10 protein-coding genes are annotated in these 12359 nt (G+C 60.1%); 9 read left to right on the top strand and 1 reads right to left on the bottom strand.

Annotated elements, in window-relative coordinates; all coding sequences use genetic code 11:
* Positions 1-192 precede the first annotated feature (192 nt).
* From QZT71_RS10480 to QZT71_RS10505, 6 genes are all read left to right on the top strand, one after another.
* Positions 193-1806 (top strand): fumarate hydratase, encoded by a 1614-nt coding sequence (locus tag QZT71_RS10480; RefSeq protein WP_295915844.1) that lies wholly within the window; start codon positions 193-195, stop codon positions 1804-1806.
* A 74-nt stretch (positions 1807-1880) separates the two neighbouring features.
* Positions 1881-3743 (top strand): BatD family protein, encoded by a 1863-nt coding sequence (locus QZT71_RS10485; protein WP_295915846.1) that lies wholly within the window; start codon positions 1881-1883, stop codon positions 3741-3743.
* A gap of 81 nt (positions 3744-3824) precedes the next feature.
* Complete coding sequence (locus QZT71_RS10490) at positions 3825-4640, top strand: tetratricopeptide repeat protein (RefSeq protein ID WP_295915848.1); 816 nt, start codon at positions 3825-3827, stop codon at positions 4638-4640.
* Entirely contained in the window at positions 4641-5237 is a 597-nt protein-coding gene (gene recR / locus QZT71_RS10495; RefSeq protein ID WP_295915849.1) for a recombination mediator RecR, read from the top strand.
* 508 nt (positions 5238-5745) lie between these two features.
* Positions 5746-6744, top strand: a complete 999-nt coding sequence (locus tag QZT71_RS10500; protein ID WP_295915852.1) for a malate dehydrogenase — start codon at positions 5746-5748, stop codon at positions 6742-6744.
* A gap of 156 nt (positions 6745-6900) precedes the next feature.
* Positions 6901-7650 (top strand): hypothetical protein, encoded by a 750-nt coding sequence (locus tag QZT71_RS10505; protein ID WP_295915854.1) that lies wholly within the window; start codon positions 6901-6903, stop codon positions 7648-7650.
* Between the two features lie 119 nt (positions 7651-7769).
* Here the strand turns inward: QZT71_RS10505 and QZT71_RS10510 are convergent, their stop codons facing one another.
* Positions 7770-8198, bottom strand: coding sequence for an META domain-containing protein (locus tag QZT71_RS10510; protein ID WP_363150622.1), 429 nt, complete (start codon positions 8196-8198; stop codon positions 7770-7772).
* A gap of 78 nt (positions 8199-8276) precedes the next feature.
* On the opposite strand from QZT71_RS10510, the gene QZT71_RS10515 reads away from it, so the two are divergent.
* The 3 genes from QZT71_RS10515 to QZT71_RS10525 all read left to right on the top strand — a co-directional run.
* The gene (locus QZT71_RS10515; RefSeq protein WP_295915859.1) at positions 8277-8651 is read left to right on the top strand and encodes a RidA family protein; all 375 of its coding nucleotides are present in this window, start codon (positions 8277-8279) and stop codon (positions 8649-8651) included.
* A gap of 189 nt (positions 8652-8840) precedes the next feature.
* Positions 8841-11396, top strand: a complete 2556-nt coding sequence (locus QZT71_RS10520; protein WP_295915860.1) for an adenosylcobalamin-dependent ribonucleoside-diphosphate reductase — start codon at positions 8841-8843, stop codon at positions 11394-11396.
* 154 nt (positions 11397-11550) lie between these two features.
* The coding region (locus tag QZT71_RS10525; protein WP_295915862.1) for an OmpA family protein at positions 11551-12359 on the top strand (809 nt) is incomplete at its 3' end.

Below are 12359 nucleotides of genomic sequence, written 5' to 3' on the forward strand. Positions count from 1 at the left end.
TTCTGCCGCGGCGGAAGGGCGGGACAGGACAGGGGCCTGCCGCAGCGGCCTGCGCATTTGGGGGAGCAGCGGAGCCCGTCCGTGTACGGCGCTCCTTGCGGAGCGGAGTATACATGCGGCTCCGGCGCGGACGGCATTTGTCCGGACATGGGTTATTTGACGAGAACAAACATAACATAAACATACAACATTATGGCAGACTTCATCTATCAGGAGCCGTTCCCCGTGGGGGAAGACAAAACCCGGTACCGTCTTTTGACGAAAGATTACGTAAAGGTCGTCGAGTGCGACGGGCGTAAGATACTGAAAGTAGACCCTGCGGGCCTTGAACTGTTGTCGAAAGCCGCGTACAGCGACGTGTCGTTCTACCTGCGCGCCGCCCATTTGCAGAAGCTGCGCAATATCCTCGAAGACCCCGAAGCCACCGACAACGACAAGTTCGTGGCCTACACCATGCTGCTCAACCAGGTCGTTGCGGCCGAGGGCGAGCTTCCGACCTGCCAGGATACCGGCACGGCCATCTGCATCGGCCACAAGGGCGAAGACGTCTATACGGGCGCCGACGATGCGAAATGCATCGCCAAAGGCGTGTACGAAACCTACAAGGAGCGCAACCTCCGCTACTCGCAGGTCGTGCCTTTCACGATGACCGACGAGAAGAACTCGGGGACGAACCTCCCGGCGCAGATTGACATTTACGGCGGCCACCCCGGCATGGAGTACGAATTCCTCTTCATCACCAAGGGCGGCGGTTCGGCCAACAAGACCTTCCTCTACCAGCAGACCAAGGCGCTGCTGAACGAGAAGTCGCTGACCGAATTCATCAAGACCCATATCAAGGATCTCGGCACGTCGGCCTGCCCGCCGTACCACCTGGCCCTCTGCATCGGCGGCACGTCGGCCGAAATGTGCCTCTCGACCGTGAAAAAGGCATCGGCGGGTTACCTCGACGAGCTGCCCACGTCGGGCAACGAGGGAGGCCGCTGCTTCCGCGATTTGGAGTGGGAGGAGAAGGTGCTCAAAATCTGCCAGCAGAGCGGCGTCGGCGCACAGTTCGGCGGCAAGTACCTCGTGCACGACGTGCGTGTAATCCGCGCCCCGCGCCACGCGGCTTCGTGCCCCGTGGCCATCGGCGTAAGCTGCTCGGCAGACCGTAATATCAAGGCCAAAATCACGCCCGAGGGTATCTTCCTCGAGGAGCTGGAGAAGAATCCGGCGCGCTTCCTGCCCGCACAGGCTCCCGCCATGTCGCCGGCCGTGGACATCGATTTGGACGAGGGCATGGACAAGGTGCGCGAGATACTCACCAAATACCCGATTAAAACGCGCCTGAACCTGAAGGGCACGCTCATTGTAGCCCGTGACATCGCACACGCCCGCATCAAGCAGATGCTCGACGAAGGCAAGCCGATGCCCGAGTACTTCAAGAAGCACCCGGTCTATTACGCCGGCCCGGCCAAGACGCCCGACGGCATGGCTTCGGGCTCGTTCGGCCCCACGACGGCCGGACGCATGGATCCCTACGTCGACCTGTTCCAGTCGCACGGCGGTTCGCTGGTGATGGTGGCCAAGGGCAACCGCACGCAGCAGGTGACCGACGCCTGCAAGAAGTACGGCGGTTTCTACCTCGGCTCGATCGGCGGCCCGGCTGCGATCCTGGCGAAGAACTCCATCAAATCGGTCGAGGTCGTGGACTTCCCCGAGTTGGGCATGGAGGCCGTGCGCAAGATTTATGTCGAGAACTTCCCGGCATTCATCATCGTCGACGACAAGGGCAACGATTTTTTTGCCGATTTCAAGCATTAAAAACCGGCCCGCGGAATACTAACGGGCAAAAGTTTACGTTGTAAAATCTGAAAGAGATTTTATTGTAAAGCTCAATGAGAGATATCATTGCGAAAATATCCCTGACGGCGCTCCTCGTGCTGGCGATTTTCTCGGCATCGGCTGCCGAGAAAGTCACTTTCGAGGCCTCTTCGCCGCTGACGGTCGCCGTGGGCACCCCGTTCCGTGTGGAATTCGCGCTCAACGCCATGCCCGACGACGGCACGTTCAAGGCTCCCGCATTCGAGGGGTTCGACGTGATAGCCGGGCCTGCGGAGGCCCGGGGGCAGTCGATTCAGATTGTCAACAATGCGATGACACGGGTGATAAATTACACAATCACCTATGTGCTGCTGCCGCAGGCCGAGGGCAACGTTACGGTCGGCTCTGCGGAGATTGCGGTCGACGGTACGACCTACCGTACCAAGCCGCTGCCGATCGAGATTGTGGACGAGGGCAAGGCCCCGGCGGCGAATGCTCCGCAAGGAGAGCCGCAGCGCCGCGAGGAGGTTGCGGGCGACAATTCGGCGCAGAGCCGGGTCGCCAAGGACGACATCCTGCTGCGGGCCATCGTGTCGCGCACGTCGGTCTACAAGGGCGAACCCCTGCGCGTGACGTTCAAGCTTTACGAACGGGTGCCGGTCGTAGGGTACGACGAGGTGAAGTTCCCCTCGTTCAACGGTTTCTGGGCGCAGGAACTCAATACGGACAACGCCCGCCGCCAGCGTGAAACTTACAACGGCAAAGTCTACGAAACGCTCGTGGCCAAGGAGTACCTGCTCTATCCGCAGCAGGCCGGCACGCTCACCATCGAGCCTGCCGAGCTGACCGCCGTGGCGCAGGTCATCATCCAGAGCCGCCGCAACGCAGACCCCTTCTTCGGGGGAGGGCACGACTTCGTCAATGTCCCCCGTAAGGTGCAGAGCCCGCAGCTGAACATCACGGTCAAACCGTTGCCGGCGGGTGCTCCCGCCAGCTTCAGCGGTGCCGTGGGGACGTTCACGATGGACGCCGCGCTGCCTCCCGAACGGCTGGCCGCGAACTCCGCGGCGACCTACACCGTGAAGATTTCCGGTACGGGCAACCTCACGTTCGTGCAGGCGCCCAAATTGACGCTGCCGAGTTCGTTCGAGCAGTACAACGTCAAGACCACCGAGTCGATCAACACCTCGGCGGCCGGCATTTCCGGTTACCGGCAGTTCGAATACCCCTTCATCGCCCGCGCCGAAGGCACGTACGACATCGAACCCGTGGAGTTCAGTTACTTCGACCCCGCGCGGATGCAGTACATGACACTGCGTTCGAAGCCGCTGGCGCTCGACATCACGCCCGACACCAAGGGAGGCGGCGACGCCTATGTCGTGCCGGGGCGCGGCATGTCGAAAGAGGAGGTCAAGCTGCTGGGGCAGGACATCCGCTTCATCAAACTGGGCAATGCGCAGCTGCGCCCCGTGCGCGAGCCGTTCCTTTTCAGCACGCTTTACTGGATACTGCTCTTCGGCATACTGGTGCTCTTTGCGATGATTTACGCGGCGCTGCGCAAGCAGATCCGCGAGTCGCAGAACGCCGCCCTGGTGCGCGGCAAGCGGGCCAACAAGGTCGCCGTACAGCGTTTCCGGGCCGCAAAGCGGTACATGGAGGAGCAGAACCGCCACGCTTTCTACGAGGAGATGCTCCGGGCGCTGTGGGGCTATATGAGCGACAAGTTCAACATTCCCGTGGCCAACCTGACCAAAGAGAACGTCCGCGAGGAGCTGCACAAGCGCGGTGTGTCGGCCGAGGCGTCGCAGCGCTTCACGGCCATCATCACCAAGTGCGACGAGGCGCAGTACTCGCCGGCCGCATCGGCGCAGATGAGCGAGGTGTACGGCGAGGGCGTGGATATTATTTCGCGTATCGAAGCGGTGATAAAACGATGACAACGTTTGCGTTAAGCGGGTGCGGGAGCTGCGGGCCGACTATGCCGGGCACTGCAAACGAAGAATAAAATTCAACAGCCAATGAAACGAGCGATTATATGTTTCCTGTTGCTGCTGGGCTGCGGCGCATCCCATGCGCAGGAGCCGGCCGACAGCCTGGTGCAGGCCGCGGCGGAACCTGCCGGCGCCCCTGCGCAGCCGACGGCGGCCCAGTTGTGGGACACGGCCAACACGGCTTATATCAACGGCGATTTCCACAAGGCAGCCGAAACCTACGAACAGATACTCTCCCGCGGGGTGGGCTCCGTGAAACTGTATTACAACCTGGCCAATGCCTACTTCAAGGAGGAGCGCATGGGCAAGGCCATCCTCTTCTACAACCGGGCCCTGCGGCTGGCACCCGGCAACGACGACATCCGTTACAACTTGAGCGTCGCCGAAGCCCGCACGAAAGATAATATCGAGGATATTCCCGAGTTTTTCCTCGTGACGTGGATGCGCGGCATCCGCCATACGATGAGCTGCACGGCGTGGAGCGTCCTGTCGCTCGCGCTGCTGGCCTGCATGCTGGCGCTGTTTTTGGTCTACCTGCTGGCACAGCGGCTGTCGCTGCGCAAGGCGGGCTTCTACGGCACCGTCGTCGCGGCGCTGCTGTTCATGCTCACGACGTGGTTCGCGCTGGGCGAGCGCCGCGAGATGCTCGACGACAGGTCGGCCGTGGTGATGACCGCCTCGACCGCCGTGAAAAGTTCGCCCGACAAATCGGCGACCGACCTCTTCGTGCTGCACGAAGGTACGGTGGTGACCATCACCGACCGCCTCGACGGCTGGTGCGAGGTGGTGATTGCCGACGGCAAGAAAGGGTGGCTCGAATGCCGGAAAATCGAAACAATCTGAATGTCTAAACTTTTACAGGATGTCGTCGGCGAGCTGTCGAAGCTGCCGGGGGTGGGACGTCGCACGGCGCTGCGCCTCGCGATTCACATCCTGCGCATGGAGCGGGAGTCGGTGGCCGAAATGACGGAGAGCATCGACCGTTTCCGCAACGAAATCAAATACTGCGCGCAGTGCAACAACCTCTCGGACGAAGAGATATGCCCGATTTGCGCCGACGCGGAGCGCGACCATACGACCGTCTGCGTGGTCGAGCAGGTCGCCGACGTGCTCTCGATTGAGAATACGCGGCAGTACAAGGGGCTGTACCATGTGCTGGGCGGCGTCATATCGCCCATGCAGGGTATCTCCCCGTCGGATTTGAAAATCGATTTGCTGACCGGGCGCATCGCCGCCGGCGGCATCCGGGAGGTGATTCTCGCCATCTCGACCTCGGTCGAGGGCGAAACCACGCTTTTCTACCTGATGAACCGGCTCCGGCAGTTTCCCGGGCTGAAAGTCACCTCCATCGCCCGCGGCATCGGTTTCGGCGACGAGTTGGAATACGTCGACGAGCTGACCATCACCCACGCTCTGCGCAACCGCCGGGAGGTCGAGTGACCTGCCAGGCGGATAATCGGGAGGGGTTGAACGAGGGGGCTGTCCGGGATGCCTGACGATCGGGAGCGTCCGGGAGCGGCTGGACGGCACGGCAGGGCAAAAAGGCAACGGCCGGCGAGCGGCAGGGCGGAAAATGGTACGAAACATGAAACGCATTGCCTGGCGGCCCGGGAATCCGCAGCCTGACGACGGCAGCCTGACAATGCGCCGCCCGTGCGGCGACACCGCACGTGCTGTGCCGCCGGCCATGAAACAACACCGCCCATGCATTGCCATCGGCTTGGAAAGTGGCTGTCCGACGGCCATGCGGCGGCACCGGCCTGCAGGCAGCCGCGGCCGGACAGCGATGCCGGCATATACAGCGGTGTTTGCCGGAGTGAAACGCCGCCGGGCAGGGATACCCGCCCGGCCCGAACGCCGGACGGCGCACGCAAACGCCGGGTTGCGCCCCGGCGGCAATGAGAAAGACCCGGGTACAGGATTGTACCGATAAAAAAATATTGCAGTTATGGAATTTCTGACAAACGACAAGCTCACGATCGTGGGCGCGGCCGGCATGATCGGCTCGAACATGGCACAAACGGCGCTGATGATGCGCCTTACGCCCAACATCTGCCTCTACGATCCGTATGCTCCGGCGCTCGAAGGCGTGGCCGAAGAGCTTTACCACTGCGCGTTCGAGGGGGTGAACATCACCTGGACGAGCGATATCAAAGAGGCGCTTACGGATGCCGCGTATGTCGTTTCGTCGGGCGGCGCTGCCCGCAAGGCCGGCATGACGCGCGAAGACCTGCTGAAGGGAAATACGGAAATCGCCGCACAGTTCGGCAAGGACATCAAGGCTTACTGCCCGGATGTGAAGCACGTGGTGGTGGTTTTCAACCCGGCCGACATCACGGGGCTGGTGACGCTGATTTATGCGGGCATCCGTCCGTCGCAGCTTTCGACCCTCGCAGCGCTGGACAGCACGCGCCTGCGCAGCGAACTGGCCAAATACTTTAAGATTTCGCCCGATGAGATCCGCAACTGCCGCACTTACGGCGGCCACGGCGAGCAGATGGCCGTATTCGCTTCGACGACGCTCGTCGCCGGACGGCCCCTTTCCGAGCTGATCGGCCATGAGATGCCCGAGGGCGACTGGCACGATTTGCAGCAGCGGGTGATTCAGGGCGGCAAGCACATCATCGACCTGCGCGGACGTTCCTCGTTCCAGAGTCCGGCCTACCTGTCGATTTGCATGATTGCGGCGGCGATGGGCGGCAAGCCGTTCGTTTATCCCGCTGGGGTGTTCGTGCACAACGACGAGTTCAAGCACATCCTGATGGCGATGGAAACCGAAATCACGAAGCAGGGCGTCAGCTACAAGAACGTCAGGGGCACGGCCGAGGAGAACAAGGCCCTGGCCGACAGCTACGGCCACCTCTGCAAACTGCGCGACGAGGTGATTTCGATGGGCATCGTTCCGCCCGTCGAAGAGTGGCGCAGCCTGAACCCGCACCTGAAATAAGCGGCGGTGCGGCAAACGCAAAAGGGAGCGGGCACCGTGTCCGCTCCCTTTTTTGCGGGATTGCCCGCTTTTTTCCGGATTTTAGTAATTTTACATCGCATGCCGAACCCCGAAGTGCGGCAATACGCGAAATTCCATGAACCGAAAATTGAAACCATGAAACGTATCACGGGAATGCTGTTTGCGGCGGCCGTCCTGCTTTCCGCGGCGCACGCGGGGGCGCAGGGCCCCGAACCGGAGCGTGCGGGGGAGAAACTCGTACGCTTCGACGAACAAATTGCGCAGCAATCGCTGGAACTGAACTACCTTATCTGGGAATGTTACCTGGATTATGTGCGGGAAATGCGCATTGCGCCTGCGATAATGAATTATCCCGGGCTGGACTACCGTGCCGTGTGCGATACGGTGCCGGAGATCAGGGCGCTGGGCAAGCGGCTGCGGGCCGCGTCGGAAGCCTATGCGAAGATTTTGCAGGGCGATCCCAAATACAAAGCCATCCACGAGGAGTATATAGCGCTCAAAGGGGTGGACGATCCGCAACGCCGGAATGCCAACAAGGAACAGTACAACCTGATGTACGAGCGCCTGCGCAAAAAGAATAAAAATTACGAACCGCTCCTGCGGCAGTACCGCGAAGCCGAACGGGAGAGAAATACCGCACTGGTGCGTTTGCTGCTCGACTATTACAAAGCCGAAAGGCGCATGATGCCGACCGGGCCGCTTTTTAAATCCTATTCGGACACGATGCGCGCCCTGCGCGACCGCTGTCCCGACATCGGGCGGCAGGAGCAGGAACTCGGGGTGCTCCGCCGCCTGCGCGGCGAGGTTTACGAGCAGATGCAGCGCGAACGGTTCGGCGTGCCGAAAAAGCAAACGGGCCCGGCGGTGAGTGGTAGCGGCTCCTGACGGGATGCGGGGCGGCATTGCCCGGCTGCCCTCCCGAAATAAAATCCACCCCTGCCGCTATGCTCTGCGGCAGGGGTGGATGCATTGGGGAGTGGCCCTGCAAAGGGGCGTCCCGGTTTTCAGGGCTTGGCCTGGAAGACGGCTTTCAACTCGCCGTCGCTCAACAGCAGCAGCATCGGTCCGTCCATATCGTAATGGGTCGTGGATTCGAGCGCTTTGGCGAATGCGTTCTCCTGCTCCATGCCGGGGCAGGCCATCATCGTCGAGGCCAGCGGCCCGATTTTCAGTGCGCCTTTTTCGGTCGTTTCGTATTTGCCCATCAGGCGGTTGCAGGCCCCGACGCCCGTAATGCGGTTGTCGTCGGCGAGCAGTGTGACGGTGAATTTGCCCTCTTCGGGCTGGATGGTCTTGCCGTCCAGCTGGATCAGCTGCCACTGGGTGCCGACGAGCGGCCGGCGGGTCTTTTTCTGGTAGGAGCGGCAGTTGCAGCACCCTGCGACAAGGGCTGCAGCGGCGGCGAGGGCCGCGATTTTCAGCAGAATTTTCATCATATATTATATAAATGCGTTGTGCAAATATACGGAATAAAATCGTACCTTTGTATGAAATTTGAAAAATACCCCGCTATGAAAAAGATCATCGCATCGCCCCATGCGCCCAAGGCCGTGGGACCTTATTCGCAGGCCGTGGAGGCCGGCGGCGCGCTCTACGTTTCGGGACAGCTTCCGATCGACGGCGCGACCGGGAAGATGGCCGAGGGCGTCGAGGCCCAGACGCGCCAGTCGCTCACGAACCTGCGCCACATCCTCGAAGAGGGCGGATATACGCTCGACGACGTGGTAAAGACGACCGTGCTGTTGCAGGATATCGGCCATTTCGCCGCGATGAATGCGGTTTACGCCGAATTCTTCACCGCCCGAATGCCGGCCCGCGTGTGCTACCAGGTGGCTGCGCTCCCCATGGGGGCGCTGGTCGAGATCGACGCCGTAGCCGCGAAATAGCCGTCGTCCGGCAGGCCACCGGAAGAAATGTGCGCCCCATAAACGTGGGGCGCATATTTTGCCTTTTTGTAAATAATTTGTGGATAAAATTGGTGCGGGGCGCTGGTTTATTCCACGGAAAAGAATCAATTTTGTAGAACCGGATTTTGTCCGGATCGCCGCTAAAAATCTGAATAATAGAATATAGTCATGTCAAAAGCCGCAAAACCCGAGGCGCCGCAGAAGGTCAATTACAACGATGCTGTCGCCGAGTCGAAAAAGTATTTCGACGGGGACGACCTCGCCGCTACGGTGTGGGTCAGCAAATATGCCCTGAAAGACTCTTTCGGCAATATTTACGAAACGTCGCCCAAACAGATGCACGAACGCATCGCATCCGAGATCGAGCGCATCGAGCGCAAGTATCCCAATCCGATGAGCAAGGAGGAGGTCTTCGGCCTCCTGGACCATTTCCGTTACGTAATTCCGCAGGGCGGCCCGATGACGGGTATCGGCAACAATTTCCAGGTGGCTTCGCTTTCGAACTGCTTCGTAATCGGCCATAAGCATCCGGCCGACTCCTACGGCGGTATTTTCCGCATGGACGAGGAGCAGGTGCAGCTCATGAAGCGCCGCGGAGGCGTGGGCCACGACCTGTCGCACATCCGTCCCACGGGCAGCCCCGTGCTCAACTCGGCCCTTACCTCGACGGGTATCGTGCCGTTCATGGAGCGTTACTCGAATTCGACGCGCGAGGTGGCGCAGGACGGCCGCCGCGGTGCGCTGATGCTCTCGCTGTCGATAAAGCATCCCGACGCCGAGCGTTTCATCGACGCCAAGGTCGACACGGGCAAGGTGACGGGGGCGAACGTTTCGATTAAGATCGACGACGAGTTCATGCGCGCCGCCATTGCAGGCAATAAATACCACCAGCAGTTCCCCATCAAATCGGACAATCCCAAATACGAACAGGACATCGACGCCAAGAAACTCTGGGACAAGATTATCCACAACGCATGGAAGTCGGCCGAGCCGGGCGTGCTGTTCTGGGATACGATTATCCGCGAGAGCGTTCCCGACTGCTATGCCGACGACGGTTTCGTGACGGTGTCGACCAATCCCTGCGGCGAGATTCCGCTCTGTCCCTACGACTCGTGCCGCCTGCTGGCGCTGAACCTCTTGAGCTATGTGGACAATCCGTTCAAAAAAGACGCGAAGTTCAATTTCGACAAGTTCCGCGAGCATGTGGACAAGGCCATGCGCATGATGGACGACATCATCGACCTCGAGCTGGAGAAAGTCGAGCAGATTATCGTGAAAATCGCCGACGATCCCGAGGACGAGGACGTGCGCCGCGTGGAGTTGGAGTTGTGGAAGAAAATCCGCGAGATGGCCCGCAAAGGCCGCCGTACCGGACTCGGCATTACGGCCGAGGGCGATATGCTCGCTGCGCTGGGGCTGCTGTACGGCTCGGACGAGGCGATTGCATTCGCCGTCGAGGTGCAGAAGACGCTGGCCGTCGCCGCTTACAGGGCTTCGGTGAAGATGGCTGCCGAGCGCGGTGCGTTCCCGGTTTACGACGCTTCGAAGGAGAAAGACAACCCGATGATCGCCCGCATCCGCGAGGCCGATCCGGAACTCTATGCCCAGATGGAGAAAGTCGGCCGCCGCAACATCGCCATGCTGACGATTGCCCCGACGGGCACCACGTCGCTCATGTCACAGACCACGTCGGGCATCGAGCCGGTGTTCCGCACGGTTTACAAGCGCCGCCGCAAGATCAATCCTTCGGATCACGATACGCACGTCGACTACGAGGACGAAACGGGCGAAAAGTTCCAGGAGTACAACGTCTACCACCACAACTTCGTGAAGTGGCTGGAGGCCAACGGGTACGATACGTCGAAGCTGGCGACGATTCCGGATGCCGAACTCGACAAGTGGGTGGCGGCTTCGCCTTATCACCGGGCTACGGCCAACGACATCGACTGGGTGGCCAAGGTCAAGATGCAGGGCGCGATTCAGAAGTGGGTCGACCACTCGATTTCGGTGACGGTGAACCTGCCGAACAATGTTTCCGAAGCGCTCGTGGCGGAGGTTTACCGCACGGCGTGGGAGTGCGGCTGCAAAGGCGTCACGGTTTACCGCGACGGCTGCCGCGACGGCGTGCTGCTCGAAAAGGACTCCAGGAAAAAGAAGAAAAAGTGCGAGGAGCATCCCGGCGAGGCGCCGAAACGGCCCAAATCGATTCCGGCCGACATCGTGCGTTTCAAGAACGGCACCGAGGACTGGATTGCGTTCGTCGGCCTGCAGGACGGCCGCCCCTACGAGGTCTTCACGGGTAAAATCGAGGAGGACGCCATGTATATTCCCCGCAAGATTACCACGGGCTTTATTATAAAGGTACGCGAGGAGGACGGTACCAAACGCTACGATTTCCAGTACACCGACCGTTACGGCTATACGAACACCATCGGCGGCATCTCGCGCCTGTTCAACGAGGAGTTCTGGAACTATGCCAAACTGATTTCGGGCGTGCTGCGCCACGGCATGCCGATTGAAAAGACCGTGTCGCTGATCGAATCGCTGCATCTGGACAGCGAGTCGATTAACACCTGGAAGACGGGTGTATGCCGTGCGCTGAAGCAATATATCGTCGACGGCACCAAGTCGAAAGGCAAATGCCCGAGCTGCGGACAGGAGAATATGGCCTACCAGAACGGCTGCCTGACCTGCATGTCGTGCGGCTATTCGAAGTGCGGTTGATTCCGTAAGGATTTAATCCTGAATGTAAAAGGCTGAAGACATACGTTTTCAGCCTTTTTTTGTCGACTTCGGCGCTGTTTTTGTGTTATGGCCTGTTAATTAACGGTTTCTGAAGACGACTGATTTTTACTTTTGGGATTAAATATTACAGACCATGAAAAAACTTATTCTATTGTTTGCAGCCGTGGCACTGGCTACGTCTGCGTGGGCGCAGGACACGCCTAAAAAACCGAGCTTCGCCGGTTTCGTATCGAACGGTTTCTGGGATAACTGGGAAATAACGGTTGGAGCCGGTGCCGGTACGGCACTTTCCAACGGAACCAACCCGGGCAGTTTCGGCAACCGAATCAATTTCGAGGCTAATTTCGGGCTCACCAAATGGTTCCATCCGGTGACCGGTATGCGCATTCAGCTGCAGGGCGGCAGGTTCGCGAATTACGATGCGGCGCAGGGCAAGATGACATGGCCCTACCTGTTCGTACACACGGACTTCATGCTCAACTTCTCCAACTGGGTGGGCGGTTACCGTGAAGACCGCGCCTATTATGCCGTGCCGTTCGCTGGTTTCGGATATATGGCGTCGAACTTCACCGACTCGAGCCACGAGGACAACCTGACGGGCACGCACCAGTCGTTCGCCTTCACCCTCGGCTGGCTCAACAAATTCCGTCTTTCGCCGTCGTTCGACTTCAACATCGAGCTGAAGGGGCTGATTGCACCTTCGCGGGTGAGCCCCGTTGCCATGGACGGTTCTTACATGTTCGGTTTCAGCGCTACGGCGGGCTTCACCTACCGCTTCAATAAACGCGGCTGGCAGCGCGGCGTGGCCGGGTACACCGCCGCCGACATTCAGGCGTTCCAGGACGCCGTAGCGGCAAGCATGGCGACGGCCGCCGCCATGGAGGTCGAGAATGCCCAGTTGGCGCAGCAGCTTGCCGCCTCGCAGGCTGAACTCGCCGCCAC

It is taken from the genome of uncultured Alistipes sp., assembly GCF_902388705.1.
GTDB lineage: Bacteria > Bacteroidota > Bacteroidia > Bacteroidales > Rikenellaceae > Alistipes.

Coding starts and splice junctions, on each gene's coding strand:
- QZT71_RS10505 (WP_295915854.1), top strand. CDS start 6,901: ATGAAACGTATCACGGGAATGCTGTTTGCGGCGGCCGTCCTGCTTTCC.
- recR (WP_295915849.1), top strand. CDS start 4,641: ATGTCTAAACTTTTACAGGATGTCGTCGGCGAGCTGTCGAAGCTGCCG.
- QZT71_RS10515 (WP_295915859.1), top strand. CDS start 8,277: ATGAAAAAGATCATCGCATCGCCCCATGCGCCCAAGGCCGTGGGACCT.
- QZT71_RS10480 (WP_295915844.1), top strand. CDS start 193: ATGGCAGACTTCATCTATCAGGAGCCGTTCCCCGTGGGGGAAGACAAA.
- QZT71_RS10485 (WP_295915846.1), top strand. CDS start 1,881: ATGAGAGATATCATTGCGAAAATATCCCTGACGGCGCTCCTCGTGCTG.
- QZT71_RS10490 (WP_295915848.1), top strand. CDS start 3,825: ATGAAACGAGCGATTATATGTTTCCTGTTGCTGCTGGGCTGCGGCGCA.
- QZT71_RS10520 (WP_295915860.1), top strand. CDS start 8,841: ATGTCAAAAGCCGCAAAACCCGAGGCGCCGCAGAAGGTCAATTACAAC.
- QZT71_RS10510 (WP_363150622.1), bottom strand. CDS start 8,198: ATGAAAATTCTGCTGAAAATCGCGGCCCTCGCCGCCGCTGCAGCCCTT.
- QZT71_RS10500 (WP_295915852.1), top strand. CDS start 5,746: ATGGAATTTCTGACAAACGACAAGCTCACGATCGTGGGCGCGGCCGGC.